Annotated in this window: 19 protein-coding genes; 8 read left to right on the top strand and 11 right to left on the bottom strand. The window is 62.9% G+C overall.

The features are described 5' to 3' along the window. Positions 1-7 precede the first annotated feature (7 nt). Genes CH281_RS00915 through CH281_RS00900 form a run of 4 tightly spaced genes read right to left on the bottom strand, consistent with a single transcriptional unit; the run spans position 8 to position 3,748 of the window. On the bottom strand, positions 8-1,210 hold the full coding sequence (locus CH281_RS00915; protein WP_032364836.1) for a hypothetical protein: 1,203 nt from the start codon (positions 1,208-1,210) through the stop codon (positions 8-10). Then, complete coding sequence (locus CH281_RS00910; protein ID WP_032364835.1) at positions 1,207-1,395, bottom strand: hypothetical protein; 189 nt, start codon at positions 1,393-1,395, stop codon at positions 1,207-1,209. The genes CH281_RS00915 and CH281_RS00910 overlap by 4 nt, the downstream gene beginning before the upstream one ends. Next, complete coding sequence (locus tag CH281_RS00905; RefSeq protein ID WP_032364834.1) at positions 1,392-2,651, bottom strand: vWA domain-containing protein; 1,260 nt, start codon at positions 2,649-2,651, stop codon at positions 1,392-1,394. Before CH281_RS00905 ends, CH281_RS00910 begins: the two co-directional genes overlap by 4 nt. Beyond that, positions 2,648-3,748: an ATP-binding protein gene (locus CH281_RS00900; RefSeq protein WP_032364833.1), complete on the bottom strand. Its 1,101-nt coding sequence runs from the start codon at positions 3,746-3,748 to the stop codon at positions 2,648-2,650. Before CH281_RS00900 ends, CH281_RS00905 begins: the two co-directional genes overlap by 4 nt. A 172-nt stretch (positions 3,749-3,920) precedes the next feature. On the opposite strand from CH281_RS00900, the gene CH281_RS27505 reads away from it, so the two are divergent. Then, positions 3,921-4,421: a WhiB family transcriptional regulator gene (locus CH281_RS27505; protein ID WP_369597626.1), complete on the top strand. Its 501-nt coding sequence runs from the start codon at positions 3,921-3,923 to the stop codon at positions 4,419-4,421. 302 nt (positions 4,422-4,723) lie between these two features. Here CH281_RS27505 and CH281_RS00890 read toward each other — a convergent pair whose 3' ends face one another. The 4 genes from CH281_RS00890 to CH281_RS27590 form a co-directional block, all read right to left on the bottom strand. Next, positions 4,724-5,440 (bottom strand): hypothetical protein, encoded by a 717-nt coding sequence (locus CH281_RS00890; RefSeq protein ID WP_032364832.1) that lies wholly within the window; start codon positions 5,438-5,440, stop codon positions 4,724-4,726. Then, complete coding sequence (locus CH281_RS00885; RefSeq protein WP_032364831.1) at positions 5,440-6,300, bottom strand: hypothetical protein; 861 nt, start codon at positions 6,298-6,300, stop codon at positions 5,440-5,442. Before CH281_RS00885 ends, CH281_RS00890 begins: the two co-directional genes overlap by 1 nt. Continuing rightward, the gene (locus tag CH281_RS00880; protein ID WP_032364830.1) at positions 6,297-6,746 is read right to left on the bottom strand and encodes a hypothetical protein; all 450 of its coding nucleotides are present in this window, start codon (positions 6,744-6,746) and stop codon (positions 6,297-6,299) included. Before CH281_RS00880 ends, CH281_RS00885 begins: the two co-directional genes overlap by 4 nt. Positions 6,747-7,496: 750 nt before the next feature. After that, entirely contained in the window at positions 7,497-8,252 is a 756-nt protein-coding gene (locus CH281_RS27590) for a MinD/ParA family ATP-binding protein (RefSeq protein ID WP_441344163.1), read from the bottom strand. 1,066 nt (positions 8,253-9,318) lie between these two features. Here CH281_RS27590 and CH281_RS00865 point away from each other — a divergent pair. Next, positions 9,319-10,185: a phosphoadenosine phosphosulfate reductase domain-containing protein gene (locus CH281_RS00865; protein ID WP_052049301.1), complete on the top strand. Its 867-nt coding sequence runs from the start codon at positions 9,319-9,321 to the stop codon at positions 10,183-10,185. 134 nt (positions 10,186-10,319) lie between these two features. On the opposite strand, the gene CH281_RS00860 is transcribed toward CH281_RS00865, so the two are convergent. The 3 genes from CH281_RS00860 to CH281_RS00845 form a co-directional block, all read right to left on the bottom strand. Continuing rightward, positions 10,320-11,324, bottom strand: a complete 1,005-nt coding sequence (locus tag CH281_RS00860) for a DUF6615 family protein (protein WP_141215919.1) — start codon at positions 11,322-11,324, stop codon at positions 10,320-10,322. Between the two features lie 52 nt (positions 11,325-11,376). Then, the gene (locus tag CH281_RS00855; RefSeq protein WP_303396048.1) at positions 11,377-11,946 is read right to left on the bottom strand and encodes a MerR family transcriptional regulator; all 570 of its coding nucleotides are present in this window, start codon (positions 11,944-11,946) and stop codon (positions 11,377-11,379) included. Positions 11,947-12,627: 681 nt separating this feature from the next. Beyond that, positions 12,628-13,485, bottom strand: coding sequence for a LysR family transcriptional regulator (locus CH281_RS00845; protein ID WP_176460259.1), 858 nt, complete (start codon positions 13,483-13,485; stop codon positions 12,628-12,630). Between the two features lie 92 nt (positions 13,486-13,577). Between CH281_RS00845 and CH281_RS00840 the strand changes: the two genes are divergently transcribed. Genes CH281_RS00840 through CH281_RS00815 form a run of 6 tightly spaced genes read left to right on the top strand, consistent with a single transcriptional unit; the run spans position 13,578 to position 18,901 of the window. Next, complete coding sequence (locus CH281_RS00840; RefSeq protein WP_230591638.1) at positions 13,578-14,570, top strand: DMT family transporter; 993 nt, start codon at positions 13,578-13,580, stop codon at positions 14,568-14,570. After that, complete coding sequence (locus CH281_RS00835; protein ID WP_052049299.1) at positions 14,521-15,357, top strand: hypothetical protein; 837 nt, start codon at positions 14,521-14,523, stop codon at positions 15,355-15,357. Before CH281_RS00840 ends, CH281_RS00835 begins: the two co-directional genes overlap by 50 nt. 22 nt (positions 15,358-15,379) lie before the next feature. Continuing rightward, positions 15,380-15,691 (top strand): hypothetical protein, encoded by a 312-nt coding sequence (locus tag CH281_RS00830; RefSeq protein ID WP_032364824.1) that lies wholly within the window; start codon positions 15,380-15,382, stop codon positions 15,689-15,691. After that, entirely contained in the window at positions 15,688-17,166 is a 1,479-nt protein-coding gene (locus tag CH281_RS00825) for a pyridoxal phosphate-dependent decarboxylase family protein (protein ID WP_052049298.1), read from the top strand. The genes CH281_RS00830 and CH281_RS00825 overlap by 4 nt, the downstream gene beginning before the upstream one ends. Next, positions 17,163-18,170 carry a cupin domain-containing protein gene (locus tag CH281_RS00820; protein ID WP_052049297.1) on the top strand — a complete coding sequence of 336 codons (1,008 nt, stop codon included), beginning with the start codon at positions 17,163-17,165 and terminating at the stop codon, positions 18,168-18,170. The genes CH281_RS00825 and CH281_RS00820 overlap by 4 nt, the downstream gene beginning before the upstream one ends. Continuing rightward, positions 18,167-18,901 carry a type 1 glutamine amidotransferase domain-containing protein gene (locus tag CH281_RS00815; protein ID WP_052049296.1) on the top strand — a complete coding sequence of 245 codons (735 nt, stop codon included), beginning with the start codon at positions 18,167-18,169 and terminating at the stop codon, positions 18,899-18,901. The genes CH281_RS00820 and CH281_RS00815 overlap by 4 nt, the downstream gene beginning before the upstream one ends. The last annotated feature ends 470 nt before the right edge of the window (positions 18,902-19,371 follow it).

Raw genomic sequence — 19,371 nt, 5'->3', positions numbered from 1 at the left:
TGATCCCCTAGTGATCCTGGACATCCTCTGCACCCGCTATCAGGACATCGAGCGGGACTTCGCGGCGCACGGCGCTCGGGGCTTGTCCGGTCGAAAGCCAGGAACGGCGAGCGCGGTACAGATTCCAGTACCTCGCCCGTCCTGCTCGCATCGTCGCCGGTGAAGGCGGTTGGGGCATCAAGGTCACCTGGTCTCCGTCGTTCGGTGCGTGCGCTCCGACCGAGCCGAGACCGAGCGTCAGTTTGCCGTTGACCACCTGTGCGGACGTGACGTCGGCAGAGAAGCGCTCGAAGAATTGATCGAGTGCTGATCCGACCCATCCCGTAACTGCCGAATCAACCCGCATCCTCGAGTCCAGCCGGTCGCAGGTCACCGACACCGAAACGTTGCGGCGGCGTGAACCTGTCGGCGGTGCCGCCACCGATGCGATGCCCTGGGCCACGTGTCCCGTGTGCAGCGCTCGTACTCGCCACAGTGGATCACTCAGCAACGCAGCGGCTTTGAGGTCGGCGGCATCGCATCGGGTCCGTAGTCCCATGGCTGCACTAGCTGAGTTGTCCGGCCGTGACCAGTCGTGGCCCGCAGTCGTGGCCGACAATGTCCGATCCCAGGAGTATCGGTCATCGTCGTGTATCGGATCGAGAAGCGGCAACAGCGGTCCCGTTGCGATGCACGCTGCCCACTCATGCAGGCCTGCGACGCTCTCGTCGGTAATGCCGAGCCAGGAACGCCATGTTCGGGCCGCTCGCTCGGCGTCGGGCGCAGTGCCGAGGACCAGACGCGAGGACGACGCAGCAACCAGATCGATCACCGCCGACGTTCCGGGATGGTCGGCCCGATCGGCCCACCATCCGATCATGGCGGCAGCCCCCGCTATGTCCGGATCAGGGTGGTGGGCGTGCGCACGCGCCAGGGCCAGCAGGCTCGGTATCGTCGCGGCGTCATCAGTGAGCAGCATGGCCGGTTCAGCCGTACCCACCGTCGTTGCCCCGTTGCGAGCGAGCAGGGCCAGAGCCTCGGTGTCGTGCGCGGACTCTTCGGTGCATCCATCTCGAGCGACGGACACGGCCAGCGTTGTTCCTCGCGTGACCGCACGCACGGCCACTGCGGTCGTGGACGGCTTGAAGGTTGCATGTGCCAGCCGAGGGACCGGTTGCATCTTCTCGGCGGCGTAGAGGCGTTGCGCGAGGTCGAACCACTCCACGCTCATCGCTCGTCACCGTCGACGAGGATCAGGGCGTTGCTCGCGCACTCCCACCCTGCGCGCAACGCCATTGTGGCGGCGTCGGCCGCTGCGCTGGCGACGACGATGCGGATATCGGCGGCGGCGATTCCAGTGCCGGTGAGCACCCTGTCTGCGTACTTGAGCAGTTCCACGGGTCCGCTTTCGTTCATCGCGTGGCCCCCGATCCGACTGGCACGTGCACCGTCGATGCCCATGCCGGTGTGACGCCCCTACCCTGGACGCCGCCGATGATTGCGCACACCAGGTGCGACCTCGTGGGCCGGTCGGGCCAGGGTGTATCGCCATCGGTCAGCACCACGACGACGTGGGGTGCAGGGCGCGCAGCGTTGGCTGCGGCGATTCCCACCCTCATATCGGTTCCGCCACCACCAACCAACGTCACATCAGCGACCGATCGTACGTGTTGTGCCGTAGTGGATTTGGCGTCACACGCCAGAATCCGAACCCGGTCGCGTGCGATGCCACCAGCTTTGAGAACTCCCGCCACTTCGCCCATCGCGGCATCGAGGTCTGCGCTCGTCATCGACCCGGACGTGTCGATGACGAGCGAAACCGTGATCGACGGCCCCCGCATAGCCGGGGCGACGATTCCAGGAATGCGACGACGGGAGGGACGGGAGTACGAATAGTTCGTCCTACCCGCCTGCTCTGCCAACGCACGCCGAATTACGGCCCGTAGCAGACGATCCCACGCCACAGTCGGCGGGGCGAGAACATCAGCTGCCCACCGGACCAGTCCCGCCGGGGCACTACCTCGACCGGTACCAGCTGCTTCGCGAACTGCCTGCGCGACAGATCGGCGCACCAGGTCCGCTTCCGCATTGTCCAGTCCCTCCGTGATCACTTCTCCCGAGCCGATGAGTTCGCCGGGGACCGCAGGGCACCCCGATCCTGATCCGCATCCCGGATCGCCTTCAGCGCCAGCGAGTTCGACGGCAATCGGTTGCACAACCGGGTCACGTAGGTAGTCGTAGTACTGCTCGGCTGTGTCTCCGGGAAGGCAGCCGAACGATTGAGGGGTGATCACCCCTTCGGGCAGGCCGACTCCCGCAGCCAACAGGTCGTCGTTGATTTCGGCGTCGGCCGCGAAGTTCCACACCAGGTGATCGATGGGCTTCCCCAGAGCGGCGGCGCGGTCAGCATGTGCCCGCAACAGATGCCCGACCTCGTGCAGTAGCACTGCACCGACCATCGGCACCGGCCATGCGCAAGGCCCGATCAACAGATCCGGGTCCAAGTACAGCCGCCACCGAGCATCCACCGCGAAGGTACCCAGGCCCGGTGCCGCCACGGGTTGGGCTGCGAACAGGGCGCGCATGAAGTAGGGCATGTGTTCGGCCGACACCAGCCGTGCGAGTCGGAACGCTCGCATTTCAGCCGGTTCGAGCGCGCGCACACCGCTCATGCCGCTGCCTCGACCAAGCCCGCTGCCACCAGCATCGGTGCAAATCGGCGCGCGCTGGCCGGAACGGAGGCCTTCGCCGGTCGCGCTTTCGCCAGGGTTCGTGCCGCAGCCCCGGCTACGTCGGGCGCTCCTGCCTCGGCGGCGGCAATCAGCGGACCCCAGGCGTTGCGCCACGCTTCGACAGTGCCGCGCGAGGCCGCCCACGCCGTCACACCGGACAGCACGGCCCACACCAGATCAGGACGCGAGCGCCAATCGAACGCTGTCTCGGGGTTTTCGACAACGGCTACGGGGTCGGGGAGGTCGGCGTTGCGACGCCATTCGAGGAACTCGACACCGGTGCCTTCCCCGATCAGGCCGAACACCACCGCGTTGGTCGCGGCGTTGTCATCGTCGCGAAGATGTGGCAACACCTTCGCGAGCATCGACCAGGTGCGCCGAGACGGCCATGCGCCACCTGTCTGCACTCCGACCTTCGGGAACGCATCGAGCGCCTCGGGTGCACGCTGGATGTACCCGATGATGGAACTGCGCACCAACGCCTCCCGCTGCTCGTCGCTGGTCACCGCACGCGAATAGGCTGTGCTTGCCCAACCCGTGGCCATGCCGTCGAGCCATTCATCGACAGACGGCGTGAACTCGATGTGGCAGAAGCGGTTTGCCAAGGGGGCCTCCAACTCGTACCCCCCTGCTGCGCAATCGGGCGGATTTGCACCTGCGATGACCCGAGTCTCCTTCGGCAGTTGCAGATCACCCACCTTCAAATCCAGTGCGACTGCCAGCATCGCAGCCTGAACGGCCGGTGGACTCGTGGTCAGCTCGTCCAGAAAGAGGTAGCCCCCGCCCTCTGCATGTAGCCGTCGCGCCCAATCCGGGGCCTCCAATCTCACTCCACTCTCACGGACTACCGGCAGGCCTGCGAAGTCGGCAGGCTCCCGCAAGGACCCCAAGACCGTTTCGCACAACACCCCTTCGGATGCAGCAAGTGCTCGAACCAGGCTCGACTTCCCCATACCCGGCCCCGAAATCAACAACGACGGGACACCAGCCCTTCCGCACGCATCCACAACAGTTACCGCAGTCGCCAAATCCGGCATTTGAAACTCCTCGAAAGATGGGCAAGATGGTCAGTCTCGCCAACAACAGAACGCCTCAATCATACCGCGCCAGAACGCTTTTCACCCAGTCACACCAACCGCCACTGTCCCCGGCGCACTCAGTGCCGGGGACAGTGGCGGTCCGGGCTCAAAAAGCACCGGACCGCCACGTGTGCTGGGTGAAGTGTCCGGGTCCCTCGATATCGTCGAACCCACTCGAAAAAGGCCGGGTCGCCCGAAAGAAAGGACCCAACACGTGACACCGCTCGAAACAGCCATCGCCGTGCCACTGCCCCCGCCCGCGGCGGCGGACATTTCGTCATGGCGCTCGGACGCATTGTGCGCACAGACAGACCCCGAGGAGTTCTTCCCGCCCCCGGGTGGAGCAACCAGCAGAGCAAAGCGGGTCTGCGCAGAATGCCCCGCCAGAGCTGCTTGCCTCGCCCATGCACTGACGTACAACGAACAGCACGGCATTTGGGGCGGAAAGACACCACGAGAGCGCCAAGAGCTTCAGCACACCACAGCCACAGAGAGCCGGCCTACCCGGCATCAACAACAGGCGCTCACGATAGCCACGCTTTCGGCCCAGAACGTCCCAGTCGAGTCCATCGCAAGCCAGCTCGGAATCACCACCCGGCAGGTGTACCGAATACGCTCCCGCACAGCGTGAATCAACGCGCGAGTCGCCGGTCAAACCTGCCCGGTGATGCCGACCCCGTTATAGTCGGCGCGGTCAACCGCGGTTGATTGTTGAAGCGTCTCGACTTGCGTCGCTCCTCGCTGAAAGCTTCTCGCCGCAGGAGATGTCTTGGCCGGCGAGAAGGTCCGCAAGAACGACCGCGCGCGCCGCATGGGCCAAGATTTCGGCAGGTAGCGGTGGACCATCGAGGGTTCGGATTCGCATAGTTGTCAGTATGGCGTTCGACTCCGACAAGTTGCTGTCCCGCAACGTTTCCGGTGCCGATTCACGGGTCACTGGGGTGTCCATGGCATGCATACCTCGCGCATTCTCGACCAGTGCATGTGCGGTGGCCGTATCGCGCCTCGGCCCAAACCGCCTGTTTCGACTGTTGGTTTGCCCTGCAGACAGATCCGTGGGCTCAGGCGACCGAGGTGGCCGTTCGGATGGAGGTGGCCGGCCGACCAGGCATCGATGTCGACGGGATGCACTTCCCATCTCAGCACCTGCCCCTCACCCTGGCTGCGCTTCTTCCCGATTGCATCGATCGATGCCAGGGTTGCGCTCACCCGGTCGATGTCGCCGACACCTCGCCAGAGCACAGTCCGCGTGGAGGTCAGTAGGAGCGGCATCTGGCGTGCGCGATATCGGCCCTGCCGGTCGGAGATGACCGATGGTCGGTACCTCGAGAGTTGCTCGAGCGCACGGTGGTCGGGGCGTCCGCTCCAGTGATGGATTTCCGGGGCGTCGACCGGGTCTTCGGGATAGGCGTATGTAGCGCACCAATGCCAGTCGTCGCCTCCCCCCAGAGTGCACCGAGCGAGTGGCAGATCCAGATCGGCGGGCACTTCGTCGGGGCCGGCGGCTTCGAGGTACTGTCCGCGGCCCCGAGCAGCGGCTTTCTCGTCTTCCCACATCTCGGATGCGAGCAAGCCATCGAGGCTCGTCGCCCATGGAGCTGCATGCGCAAGTCCGACCGCCAGGTGTGCTTTCACCTCAAACGGCCTCATCACGTCAGCGCCTCCATGACTTCCAGCGCCTCCTCACGGCGCTCTCGAAGATGGGTTCGCCAGTCGAGCTCCTTCGGGTCGTCGCCGGCGAGAAGGGTCCGCTCGAAGCTGGTGCGGACGAGACCGTGTCCGATAGCTGTACGCCCGCCGATGGTTCCGGACTCGACGAACCTGCCGACGACGTCGGAGAAGAAGGCCACGTCCAGATCGGTTGCGCGATCGAGACGCAAGAAGGACTCGAATCGTGTACCGGCAGGCAGTGTTTCGATCTCGTAACGCATCAGAGAGCTACCGTCGACGGTGGCTGCGTCGGTTCGGGCGACTGTGGGGAAGTCATGATCGGTGGAATCGTCGAACCGGCTGTATCGTTCGAGCGCCATGGTGTCGAATTGGCTCAAGACAGCACGGTCAGGTGCGGGACGGCTCATGAGGTGGTCGGTTTCGAGGACGTGCGGAATCACTTTGCCCACGCGGAGACAGCCGTCGATCATTCGACCGCCGCCGCTGCCGCCAAAGACGCTGACCTGTGGGTTCAATGTACGGAGCCGGTGGAGCCGTTCGCCGGACAGTGGCTCTCCGGTGACCTTGGTCAGGCTGCCCCCGTTCCGAAGTGTGTGAGCTGCAGACAAGCTGAGAAGCCCTTCGTATGCAAGGGCGTCCCGTAATAGCTCCTCTCCGATCCGCCGGAGCGCCCCTCGGAAGGAGTTGCCGGACACAATCGGAACCAAGGCTGCGGAACCGTTGGGCTGCAGTATTTTTTCGCGCCGGAACAAGGTCGTTGTGGTGGCGCTGTGTTCACCGCGGTGCGAGATCGCCGAGACCGCTGTGATGTCGAGCTGCCAGCGCAGGGTCGAGGTCACTTCTGCCTCCTGGGCGATGTAGCAGTCGCTGTGGTGGCCCGGCGCGCTTGAACAGCTTCGGCCACGATCCGTGTTCGGAGTACGAGGGCGGTGGTGTTTTCCCGTAAGAGGGTCAGGACCGGTATCGATTCCTCGCGTAGAAGGACCGATAGTTCGAGGCGTTGTTCTTTCGTCGACGGCGCTGACTCGAGATCGGTTGCCACGGTGCTCCACCATCGATCGAGGTCGGCTCCGCCGGTGTATGTCGCGACCCGGACTCGGTCTGGCAGGTGGTGGTCCCAGTACAGCTCTCTCCGGCGTCCCACCCACCCGGTGTCCCAGTTGATTCCGTAGTGCAGCAGCAGCAACAGTCGTTCGGCTATTGCTGCTGCACCGGTGACGGGCGGCAGGAAGCTGGCTGCGTCCAGCCAGGTTTGGGTCGGTGTCGTAGCTCTGATCGGGGTCATGCCGTGCCTCTGGTTGACGTTGAAGCCGTCGCTGCGAGGTCGAGGTACACAGGCCGCTCTCGCCACGGATCGAGGCTGTCCCAATCCGCGAACACAGACGTCCACGTTCGATGCGGAATGTTCTTGAGCGTGCTGAATGCCGGCGCTGCGCGCGCAAGGGCGGCCAGGGAGAACCCTCGCCGTCGCAATCGCACGACTGCGCTCAGGCGTTCCGCGTCGTGCTCTGTCCATGGAAGCGCGATGTCGTCGACGGCGACCCGACCCCACCGGGCATGAGGAAGAATGTGCTTGCGCCCAGGACGTAACGGAACGACGACGGCGGACGTCGGAGAGATCGCTTGTCCCAGAACGCGACGTAAGCGGGTCTTCGACAATTTCGTGGCACGCCGTGGATCGCTGGTGACCAGCAGGAGGTCCGAGCGAAGTGCCGTTGTCGTGTACACCCAAACGCAGACGCGACACATCGTAGGAGCCGCAACGTCTACCCACCCGTCGAACCCGGTGAACGTTCTCGACACAGTCTCACGCACTCGCCGTCCGGAACCTTCTGTCGCGCCACCGCACCGCGCGCACGCGGAGTCACCTGAAACTCCGGTTGGTGGCCACGAAACCGCAAATCCTGTCGCGGCCTCGTAGGCGGTCGTCACAACGTCGAGCGCTGCTCTGCCCCTTGATAGTTCGGCCATATCTGTACTCTAACGGCGCGCCCGGACACTACGGACAGGCCAACTTTCACCGGCACAGTCCAACTCACCAAGGACTCGGGCCGGGCGCTGGTGCGTGCCGGCCGACGTTGGCAGGAAAGTCGTCGGCGAGCAGAGCAGCCAGCTCAACGAACGCGCGTTGTGCAGGCTTGCCCAGTAACTCGAGATCGATGGTGTCGCCTTCGGCAAGGTGGTCGTCGTACGGGACGACCTGGACGGCGCGAGTGCGTTCTGCGAAGTAGGACTTGAGTTGCTCGACATCGAGGGCGGTCGAGCCCTTCCGTGATTCGTTGATGACGACGACGGTGCGTTTGACCAGGTCGTCGAAGCCGTGTCGCGACAGCCATTCGAGGGTCGCCCCAGCGCTGCGTGCTCCGTCCTTGGCTGCGGAGGAGACCAGGACCAGTGCGTCGGCTTCTTTGAGGACGCCTGCCATGGCCGAGTTCATGAGACCGGTGCCGCAATCGGTCAAGATGATGTTGTAGAACTGTTCGAGGATGCGCAGTGCGGCGGTGTAGTCGTGCTCGTTGAATGCTTCGGAAACGGACGGATCACGCTCGCTTGCAAGAACTTCGAGCCTGCTTCGCGCTTGCGAGGTGTAGCTCCGTACGTCGGAGTAGCTGTGTACTTCTTTGTCCGCGAGCAAGTCTCGCACTGTGCGGTCACTGTCTCGGTGAATGCGGTACGCGAGCGTCCCGAAATCTGGGTTGGCGTCATAGGCAATGACGCGGTCGCCCCGCAGTGCTGCGAAGGTCGATCCAAGCCCTGTTGTCGTGGTTGTTTTTCCGACCCCGCCCTTCATGGAGAGGACTGCGATCTTGTAGTTCCCTCGAACCGGTTGCCGTACGCGGCGCAGGAGCTGCTCGTACTCGAGTTCAGCCGGCGACTGGCCGGGATTGGCTGAACCGAAGGAGAGTCGGTAGAGCCATCGTCGCCAACCTTTGCTAGGTGGCAGTTGCGCACGGCGGATCAGCTCCAGTTCGTCGATCGACCGCGGAGGGGCAACAGCTGCTGTCGGCCTTGCTGTCGGAATTGCTGTGGGCACTGGTTCTACCAACTGAACGGGCTGCGAGGTGAAGGGGCGATGAGCTGTCACTGCCGGAGAGTCGGGGGCGCTTGTTGGCTCCGGGTGAGATGTCGGTGCTGAACTGCCGGCCGACTTGTTGGTGTGCCATTGCTCAACAGCGGGTGCGGAGCCGCCCTGCCCTGGCCAGGCCGAGGGCCGGTCCGGTATTGGTACCTGACCATCGTTGACGCGCGGCGGCCGTGGGGCCGGCTCCGAGGTGGGTCGATGAGCACCAGAATTGGGCTGGCTCGCCGAGGGGGAGCTGCTGGGTGCGGCGCTGGGCCGGTCTCTCGGCACGATTTCGGATGCGACTTTGGACCGGGCTTGGGGTACGTTTTTTGACACGTTTTCATCAGCGTTGTCGGCTGCGATTCTGGGTGCGTCGATTGGCACGAATTCGCTGGCTACAGGCTGTTCACGGGCGGGTTCTGGCTGACCTGCACCTGAGTCCTGGAGGAGGTCACTGTCCTGCCCATCGTGGCGATCTTCCGACCCCCCTTCTGGCTCGGAATCGTTCGACTGATCGGTCGCATTGTTCGCCGCCGACGGATCAACTACCCACCGGGGCAACGCGCTGCCTGGGTCGGACTCTGTGGGACTCATCGGTCGCCACCTCTTCCTCTTGCTCATTCAACGGACGATATCCGGGCGAACATAACACCGGCACCGGACACCTCGAACAACCCGAAAACTGCTGCCGAGCGACCACACGGACGCCCATTGTGTAACCGGTAATTCCGCCTGTTCGGGGTAGCAGCTTCTGCTTCGTCCAGTCTGAAGTGTCCGTGTCCCGACTATCGTTGTGGCGGTGCGTAGCAACGATTTCGACGGCCTCGATCTCACTCGCCTGCGGTCCCTTCGATCCTCGCGACATGACATTTCGACGATCGTCGATCGCGTGGCCGAACACCTCGACGAATTCGATGGGTACGTCGCATTCAGCGGTGGAAAGGATTCCGTCGTTGCTGTTGATCTCGCCCGTCAGGCGGACCCAGATGTCCCGGTAGCTTTTTTCGATTCCGGTCTCGAATACCCCGAGACCTACGCCTACGTCGAGCAGATTGCGACGAAGCTGGGACTGGACCTGCACATCATTCGCGCTGAACCAACGCTGTTGACTGTGATGGCCCGGACCGGGGAATGGGACCACGGCGGTAGCCCGTCGGCTCATGTACCCGCGCGAGGCTTCGAGACCTTGATTGCGCAGCCTGCCCGGGCTGCGCACACCAAATTCGGTGACGGGGAGGTCTGGGGCGTGCGGGCAGACGAATCCAGGAAAGGAACCGGCAGGTGGTCGATGTACTACTCCGCTCTCGCACGTGAGATCAACGAGCGCTGCCAAGGCGCGAGCTGCTGCAGCAACAAAGCGGAGCAGCGTCGACACCACGGGGGGACGGTTCGCCGCAACGATGGAACTGTGGCCTATGGTCCGGTGTGGGACTGGTCCGCGGACGATGTGCTGGCCTATTCCCATCAGCACGAGCTTCCGAGCAACCCTGTCTACGCCAAACTGGCCGCGCTGGGCGCACCTGCAGCGAATCTGCGGGTTTCACACATTCTCGACGGAAATTTTCTCGAATCGGGCAGGGTCACTCGTCTGCGTCGAGGTTGGCCGAGCCTGTTCGAGGAGATCGCCGCAGTGCTCCCTCGAATACGCGAGTTCGTGTAGATCGCCATATCGACTGTGCGCGTGTAGCATTCCTGGTACTGAGATTGCACAGGGTGAGTCGGAGGCACACCACACGGTGGCCTCCGACTACTTTTTCGTGTCGAACCAGGAGATCTCACATCCGGCGACCGCCGCTATCCCTGGCTCATGAAAAATGAGCTTTCAGGGTTGAGCTCCAACAACAGTCGATATCCCGGTCCTGTCCGCTCGGTCTCATCTGTCAGGTTCAGCATCCGACCCACGAGATCGTCTCTGCCGATCTCGCGAGCGAATTCCCTCGCGGTGACGAGACGTTCAGCATGGCGCGCTTCATCGACTGTGGTGAGAGATTTCCGGATCGAGAACCCGCCGTTGTAGGCGGCCTGCTCGGCTGCTCTTGACGGCAGAGGATGGGTCATTTCCTCGAAGGCGTCGTCGGTGAGCGGCGATCTGTTTCCCTCCATATGGTGAAGATTTTCGGCCACCTGTCGAATTGTGGGTGTCGCGCCTCCAGATCCGGAGTGCAGGAGGTATGCCCAGGGGGTCGAGTGCACGAGATAGCGGGGGATGTAGCGCTTGTTTTTGCGGCGTCTCCTGGGGATGAGAGCCGCCGGGAAGTCCGATACCGATGGATCGCCGTGGATCGCTTTGACTTTCTGCGCCGCGGCTATTGCACACCCCCAGTCCAACGAGCCCCACAACGGGTACGGAACGTGCCCACCGTGCACCGCTCTGAGGTTTTGTGCGATCGCATCGTGATAGTGGCCTCCCACGAGAAACCTGTCCTCGGGCCACCCGTTGAAAAAGACGTACAGCGGAATTGCATCTTCGGTCAGGCTCTTGAAGATCAGGTTGTCGTATTGCTTGACTCCCTTCACTGTGTGTCCGAGCTGCTCGTACATGTCGGCATCGTGACTTGCGCGTTTCGCTTGAATTCGGAGCTTGATCCACCGCTCCTCGGCCGAAGAACCGATCCACCACTCCCAATCTGCGCCGTTTCCCGCTTCGACAGCCTTGTCGAACTTCGTCACTCGCAACGACGGAATGTGAGTCTGCAACCGAATCAAATTGAGATCGGTGAGCGTCTCTTCTCCAGGTCCGATGCCGCCTGCAATTCCCGTCTCCATCAGGTCCCACGTGTCGGAAGCAGCGAAATTCATTGCATGGACCATATGGTTGGTCCGAGGGTGTCTACTCATTCCGTAGTCGATTTCAAGCGGTCCTGCGGTCGCGTCGCGATCGCAGTTCGTCGATCCCGGCGACCTTGCCGCTTCCCGCAGCGACTGCAGGGAGCGCACGGATATCGGCAGCCACGTCCGCGACTGTATGCCCGAGCGCGATGCCGAACACGCCCTGCCCACCGCGTAACAAGTCCACAATCTCGTCGTCAGATGTGCACTCGTACACCGAAATACCGTCGCAGAGCAGGGTCACAGATGCCAGACCCTGGGCGTCACGCGCACGCAGGCACTCGATCGCAATGCGTACATTTTGCAAAGACACTCCGGCCTCGAGCAGGCGACGAATCACTTTGACCACCACGATATCGGAGAAGGCATACATCCTTTGCGATCCCGAACCGGATGCAGCGCGGATCGACGGTGACACAAGCCCTGTACGGGCCCAGTAGTCGAGCTGGCGGTACGTTACCCCAGTCACTTGCTGGACCTGGGGCGATTTGTACCCCGGACACCCGTTCACGGCGTCGTCGGCGATGCCGTTCGAGGTCTTGAAAAGCCCCGGCACGATGTCCTCGAACGAACCCTGTTCGCTGCAGCTCACAACTCGCACCCACCCTTTAATCGATCGTTCGATGCACGATACCGCTCGACATCACTCTCCTTTCTCTCCCGGCCAGCGGGCCAGCTCTGCACGTTTGGCCCGCACCGTTACTCGGTGGACAAACCGAGCAGCCATCCGATGAACGGCGTAAGACGAGGAACACCGAACCTGAAGAGCAGAAACACCGCGAGGAAGACGGCTATCGTGACCCGCCTGGATCGGAACTCCGTGAAGGAACGGATCGCTATAACGGCAGTGACTGCCACTACCAGGGAGCAGAAGTTCAGCACGTCGTCGCCGCTCGTCCGAGCAAACCTGCCGATGCAATCGGGCTGAGTGGGGTCATTTCATGGGGCGTGATGCTGTTCATCGCCGCACCGTAACGATTGTGGCACCGATGGCGGAGGTCTTGAACGGAACGTAGAATTCCCCGAATAGGGGAAGTCTACGAAGCTTGATCCCACGGGCGTGTCGGACAGTGTTCGGCCACCACCGTCGCCCTGCCGACGTTCAGCATTCGCGATCTCCCGCGCTTCCGGTGGCCGTGAACCCGGATCTAGCGCATACCTGCGCCCTGACAATCACTGCCATACAACCTGTTTCGCAGATGTCATATGCCTGCCCGTTACCTTTTGAGCAGTCCTGAGAACCGAGCGTTACGGGTGCAGGTCGGCCGCGGAATCAGCCTGCGAGAATCACGTTCATCGCATTCAGGAGCGCGCCGACAGCCGGGATTCGGGTCGAGCTCGCCGCACGCAACGAACGCGTCACGGCCGGCTCGGTCGGCAGATACCGCACCCCGGCCGTTCGGACTCGCGCGGTGTCCGGAACCAGCGCGACGGCCAGACCTGCTTCGACGAGGGCCAGTTGGGTCGAATAGTCGGACACCTCGTAGCGGATCGTCGGTTCGACTCCAGCTTCGCGCAATGCGTGCACGAGCGCGGAGTGCGCATCCGACCCTGATGGGCATACCGTCCAGATCGATTCCGTTTCGCCGGAGAGGGTTGCCATCTCACGGCTATCCTCGATCGGTACCGCGAGGTGTACATCCTCGGTGTGGAGGGTGTGGACGTCGATACCTGCGGGGACCGTCGCCGGCCGATGGTCCCAGGACTCGAAGACGACGAGATCGAGGGTGCGGTGCTGGAGGCGGTCGAGCAAATCGATTCCTTCTCCGTCGACGACCTCGGGGCGCAGCAGTGGATACGTGCGAGCGAGGTCTGCCAGAGCTGGGACCACCAGCCGACGTAATGCACTTGCGACCGCGCCTACTCTCAGCGCTCCGGCAACGTCGGTATCGATCGAGGCAAGGTCGTCTTCTGCGGCTTCGGCGAGAGCGGACATGGCGGCCGCACGTGTCGCCAGTGCGCGACCGGCGGGGGTCAGCCGTATCGACCTTCCCTCTCTCTCGACCAGGGTGGTGCCGGCTTCCTTCTCCAACTTGCGGATGTGTTGCGACACTCCAGGTCCGGTGAGGTGTAAAGATTCTGCAGCTCGAGTGACAGAACCTTGTTCGGCTACTGCGGCGAAAACTTTCATCCGATCCCACGACAACATATAAGTGATACTACTGTTTTAGCGGTAGAACTGGCTAGTAGACTTATCGGTTTGTAACTGGTTGCCTTGACCAGGTGACCAGAACCGCGATACCGAGAGCTGACGCCGCCGATCGGGGGGTGGGCGGGAATGCGGCGCTGGTCATCGCCGGTGCCGCGTCGCTGTCGCTGTCCGCCACCTTCGTCAAACTCGCCGATGTCACCTCGGGGACGGCGGCATTTCTACGATGTCTTATCGCGCTGGCGGCTCTCGTTCCGATGGCGCTGTGGGAACTTCACCGACGCGGCGCAATGCCGACGAGGTTGTATCCCATGGCCATTGGTGCCGGAGTCTTCCTCGGAGCGGACTACGTGATGTGGACCGCGAGCATCCTCGACGTCGGTGCCTCGATCGCCACCGTCCTTATCAATGTCCAGGTCGTCGTGCTGCCGCTGATCGCGCTCGTCGTCGATCGAACCGCAATCCCCCGACGATTCCTCATGGCGGTGCCTTGCATGCTGCTCGGCGTTGCACTCGCCGGCGGACTCATCGGCGGAACAGGAGCCGACAACGCGCTCCGCGGGTCCATCCTGGGAATCTCCGCCGGTGCCGCGTACGCGGCCTACCTGTTCCTGAACCGCCGCTCCACCCAGCGAAGCCCCAGCCATCTGGTCACCCCGATCTGTGTGGCCACCGCATCGGCAACGGTCACTGCCGGCATTGTCTCGGCAGGCCTCGGAGACCTCGATCTCGACATCTCCGCGGCCGCGTGGGGATGGATGATCGCGCTCGCTTTGCTCGGACAGGTTGCCGCCTGGCTGTTCATCAGTTCGGGATCCCGATCGCTGGCGGCTAATACCGTCGCGGCCTTACTCCTGCTGCAGCCTGTGCTGGCTATCGCGTTCGGATTCGTTGTCCTCAGCGAGCGACCCACCTGGATTCAACTGGCCGGAGCCGCCGTCGTCGTCGGAGCCGTCTGGACCGCAACCCGACACCCCCACCACCCTGACTCCACTTCAAGCCACGGAAGAGGCCTTCATGACCCCATCTCCGACGAGCATCGATCGAGTCGTCCTACCCACCGATAGCACCATCCCCGTCGCCCGCAGCGCCGAATACGACACCTACTTCAGGATCTCCCGCAGCGCCGACCCGCACGCGTGGGCGGTCAGCGCACTGACCGTCGTCACCGCCATCACCACAGATCTGCCGCAGTCCACTCTGGACAACGACTCACGACTCCGCCTACTCGACGCCCTGGCCGTAGTCGTCGGCGACGCCTCCGCCGCAGCAGCTGTGGCCGCACAGGGACGAGATCCTTCCCCGCTGGCAGCGCCGGCAGACCACAGCACGGACGATCGCACCCCGCAGGCTCCCAACGACGCTGCACGACAAGCGATCACACGCTGGAAGAAGGGCCACCACCTGTTCCACCTGTTCGTCATATCCATGAACAGCCGGCTCGCGGCAGTGCTGGAGTGCCTTGCAAACAAGCAGTGGCCCGCTCTCGCCCACCAACTCACCGAACTAGGGACTCTCTACGCCGGGGCGACCGAGAGCATGCGGTACGCGTCCGATTTCTCACCGGAGATCTACCGTGACTTCGTCCGGCCATCCATGGAACCGCCCTGGCTCGAACCCGGGTTCTCCGCCGTGTTCAACCGGGATCACGACGTGATGCTCACCCGCGCCAAGATCGTCCGTACAACACTCAAGACGGCTGAACTTCCCGGCGTCGCAGCAGATTCCGCACGACGGCTCTGGAAGAGCCAGGCCGAGAACCGGCGCGCCCACCAACTCATCTGCCAACGATTCGTCCCCGGCGGCGATTCACTGCTGCAAGAGCACTTCGACAGCACCGGTCAGAGCAACTGAAACAGAAAGGCTTCGCCCTCTCATGATCACCGTCATCGAAACCTGGCACCTGACCGCCGAAGCGGCCGAGAACGCCCTCTCGGTCCTGCAAGAAATGGACGAACTCCTCGACGACAACGCACACCACCACCCGGGGTGGGCGGGCCACGCGCGCTTCTTCCAGCACGCATCGGACCCCCAACGCGTAACGATGACCTACCCCTGGGAAAGCGCCGAGCACGCCACGCACCTCATCGAATCGGAGACGCCACTACTCGAAGATTTCTACCGCCGGTACTGCGAACGCCCCCGCGAGGTCGTCTTCGCCCACGAGCTGCCGGTCGACGTCGAATGACCCCCGACCCAACAAAGCCGACTGGCGACTGGACTCCCGAGCAGCTCAAAGCCTTCGGCACCGACACCCTCGATCGAATATGTCGACACTTCGCCGCGCTCGACGACGTGCCCGTCACGACGCCGGCCGATGCGGCCGATGTCGCCGACGCGATCGACAGCGAGCTGCCATCCGAGGCAACAGATTTCGCCGACATACTCGACGACACCTGGAACAACGTCGTTCCGCATTTGACGCACTGGAACCATCCACGATTCCACGCCTACTTCAGCAACAGTTCCTCCGGACCGGCCATCCTCGCCGAGATGACCGCTGCGGCATTGAACGTCAACGTCATGTTGTGGAAGAGCGCGCCCTCGGCTGCCGCCGTCGAAGACACCGTCACCAGATGGCTCGCCGAACTGCTCGACTACCCCGCCGCAGACGCACTGCTCGTCGACGGTGCATCACTGGGCACGTTCTACGCGTTGGCCGCCGCCCGCCACCGGGCACAGCCCGAGGTTCGACATCACGGAACATCCGGCCAGAAACCCGGCCGGATCTACACCTCCGACCAGGCCCACTCGTCGGTCGACAAAGCTGCGATCGCTCTCGGCATCGGGCTCGACAATGTCGTACGCCTACCCACCGACGCTAGCGGCCAACTCGATCCTGCTGCTCTGTCGACTCGCATTGGATCGGACGTCGCGGACGGTTACACACCGATCGCTGTTGTCGCCACCGTCGGTACGACCACTTCAGGTGCTCTCGACCCGGTCGAGGCGATTGCGGCCGTGTGCCGCGACCACCGAGTGTGGCTGCACGTCGACGCCGCGTACGGAGGCTTCTGGCGCATAGCCCCGGCCATCGCGCAGGTCCTTCCGTCACTCGCGGCCGCCGATTCTCTCGTCGCCAACCCACACAAAGTGCTCTTCACCCCTATGGAGTGCGGGGCACTGTTCTGCCGTCACCCCGGAGCACTCGAAGCCGCCTTCACACTGGTTCCCGAATACCTGCGTACCGACACCACCGGCGGTATCGACTACATGAATTACACCCTCAACCTTGGGCGACAATTCCGAGCTCTGAAACTGTGGTGGACCCTGCGCGCCTTCGGAATACGAGGCATCCGAACTCGACTCGAACACAGTCTCACCCTGGCGACGAGGCTGCGAGACGCCCTTGCCGCAGACCCGCGGTGGCATCTCGCGAACGATTCGCCGCTCCCCTTGCTCTGCCTCCGGATCTCCTCTGCCGACGGACAGGCGACGCGGAAGATCCTCGAGACCGTCAACAGCACCCACCGGACGCTGCTCTCCCACTCCGAGCTCAACGGCCACTACGTCATCCGAGTGTCCATCGGCAACATCCACACCACTGCCGACCACATCGACCAACTGGTTGCCGAGCTCACCGAGGCAGCCGACGCCGTCGTCGGCACACCCCGTCCACTCGCTTCAGTGACCGTCACCCAACAGGAGGTATCCGCGTCGTGACCACCACCATTTCCACCGAGGCCATGCTGCACGAGAAGGCGGCAGCAATATCCGCCATCGGGCGGTGGTCCGCGGCCAACGAGAACTTGCCGTGGGCCCCGGCCCCCGACTCCCATGCCGTGCACTGGAGTTATGCCGAGCTTCGACCGCTCGCGATCGCGGCAGCCGACATGGTCAAGGGCGACCGAGCAGCTCTACGGGTACTGACCCTCGCCAATCCGGGCCATGCCCGCGAGGCCGCCGTCGGATATCTCTATTCGGGGCTGCAGATCATCAACCGCGGTGAAGGTATGACCCCGCATCGGCACGCGCCGACGGCCCTGCGCTACATGCACGAGGGTGACGGGGCATGGACGGCCGTCGGTGGAACCAAGATGTATCTCGAGCCTCGCGACGTGGTGATCACCCCCGCCGGCGAATGGCATGAGCACGGCAACGACAGCCCCACCGACTCCCCCGCCATCTGGCAGGACTGCACCAACGACCCCCTCGTCGCCGCCCTCGCCGCGACACAGTTCGAGCTCCACACCGACAACACCCACCTCGAGCCCCACATTTTCGCGCAGGACAGACACCACCGAAACCTGAGCGAGCCGCTGCTCTACAAGTGGGACAACGTACTTCGCGCCCTCGGTGAGCAACAGCGGACCCACGAGGCCGACCCGCACCACGCATACCGACACACCCTGCACGCAGAAGGAACCCACGACCCTGTCACACCGGTCATCGATGCTGCATTCACACTCCTACCTGCAGGGATCCGAACACAACCGATGCGGCGCACCGCTTCCGCCGTCTTGATCGGGGCACAAGGGTTGTCCACCATCCACGTCGACGGAAAGCCGTTCCGGTGCAGCGAAGGAGACAGCATCGCCGTTCCATCGTGGTCGACTGTCAGCTACGTCAACGACACCGACATTCCAGCCGTGCTGTTCGAGTTCAACGACGCGCCCGCGATGACCGCCCTCGGTCTCTACCGCGAAGAGAAAGACGCACAACGGTGACACCAACGTCGACCATCACGATCCTGCTGTCCGAAGCCCACATCCTGACGCTCAATGACGGCTCCACTCGACCATGCGGCTTCTGGGCCGAAGAGTTCATCACAGCCCATCGAATCTTCACGGCCGCAAACATACGGACGATCATCGCGACACCCGGCGGCGGCGCTGCGCACGTCGAACCCGACAGCATGCACGCCCCTCACAGCCCAGACCCTGACGGGTACAGAACGTACCTATCCGGTCTGAGCGAGAATTTGCGCGCGCCGGCCGCGCTCGAAACGGTTGACCCCTCTACCGTCGACGGGATCTTTGTGCCCGGCGGCTACGGGCCAGTGGTGGACCTGCACAAGAACTCTCACGTTGGAGAGTTTCTCCGCGCGCTCCGACGGGAGGGGACCCCGATCGCGACGGTCTGCCATGGAACTGCGGCGTTGCTTGCCGACACCGCATCCGGAGCAACGTGGCCGTATGCAGCCCTGACGATGACGAGTTTCTCGGACCAAGAGGAAGCCGATGTAGGACTGCTCGGCACGCTCCCCTTCACCGTCGAGCAGGAAATCCGGCGCCGGGGCGGCACGTACACCGCAGGACACCCGTGGCAGCAGCACATCGAAATCACCGACACCCTCATCACCGGACAGAACCCCGCCTCCACCGAGGCGGTCGCAGAACAGCTGACCCAACGGATCGCAAACTACTCCAGTTCGACTACCCGTTCAGGAACTCGCTAGTTCACCGGCCGGTTGACCTCTCGGCTTTGTCCCTGGATGGAACTGCTCGGAACGCTGTAACGTGCGTGGGATTTAGAATTTTATAGGCCTATTCTGTCTGTCAGCACCTGATTGACGTCTTGGCCGAAGTCGCCACGACCAGCATTCTTAACCACTGACCGACCGAAACGAAAACACGACCATGACAACTGACATTACAGATACAGAAAACCCGCCACCCTAGGTCGAGTGACGGGTCTTTCCATCGATTAAAGCGCCGAAATAATGCAAATCAACATTAATATCGAAGGGATCAATGTAGACGCTGCTACAACCAATCCCGTTGTTGCCTTAATTACTTCTGTCACGGCAACAATGATCGCCGCTAAGGTGTATAATTTATCTATCACGATTCAAATAGGTCCTCCATTCAATAGATTTACCGATGCTTTTCCGGCATCCACCAATTATAGCAGGTAATTCACCTTTTC

Source organism: Rhodococcus sp. 06-221-2, from assembly GCF_002258365.1.
In the GTDB taxonomy this organism is placed as follows: domain Bacteria; phylum Actinomycetota; class Actinomycetes; order Mycobacteriales; family Mycobacteriaceae; genus Rhodococcoides; species Rhodococcoides fascians.
The sequence above is the reverse complement of the archived record's forward strand: the minus strand, read 5'-3'. Positions and strand labels throughout refer to the sequence as shown.

Bases quoted from the DNA above. Each gene is read 5' to 3' on its own strand.
- CH281_RS00900 (WP_032364833.1), bottom strand. From the start codon at position 3,748: ATGCCGGATTTGGCGACTGCGGTAACTGTTGTGGATGCGTGCGGAAGG.
- CH281_RS00915 (WP_032364836.1), bottom strand. From the start codon at position 1,210: ATGAGCGTGGAGTGGTTCGACCTCGCGCAACGCCTCTACGCCGCCGAG.
- CH281_RS00910 (WP_032364835.1), bottom strand. From the start codon at position 1,395: ATGAACGAAAGCGGACCCGTGGAACTGCTCAAGTACGCAGACAGGGTG.
- CH281_RS00845 (WP_176460259.1), bottom strand. From the start codon at position 13,485: ATGAAAGTTTTCGCCGCAGTAGCCGAACAAGGTTCTGTCACTCGAGCT.
- CH281_RS00835 (WP_052049299.1), top strand. From the start codon at position 14,521: ATGACCCCATCTCCGACGAGCATCGATCGAGTCGTCCTACCCACCGAT.
- CH281_RS00890 (WP_032364832.1), bottom strand. From the start codon at position 5,440: ATGAGGCCGTTTGAGGTGAAAGCACACCTGGCGGTCGGACTTGCGCAT.
- CH281_RS00860 (WP_141215919.1), bottom strand. From the start codon at position 11,324: ATGAATTTCGCTGCTTCCGACACGTGGGACCTGATGGAGACGGGAATT.
- CH281_RS00830 (WP_032364824.1), top strand. From the start codon at position 15,380: ATGATCACCGTCATCGAAACCTGGCACCTGACCGCCGAAGCGGCCGAG.
- CH281_RS27590 (WP_441344163.1), bottom strand. From the start codon at position 8,252: ATGAAGGGCGGGGTCGGAAAAACAACCACGACAACAGGGCTTGGATCG.
- CH281_RS00880 (WP_032364830.1), bottom strand. From the start codon at position 6,746: ATGACCCCGATCAGAGCTACGACACCGACCCAAACCTGGCTGGACGCA.
- CH281_RS00825 (WP_052049298.1), top strand. From the start codon at position 15,688: ATGACCCCCGACCCAACAAAGCCGACTGGCGACTGGACTCCCGAGCAG.
- CH281_RS00905 (WP_032364834.1), bottom strand. From the start codon at position 2,651: ATGAGCGGTGTGCGCGCGCTCGAACCGGCTGAAATGCGAGCGTTCCGA.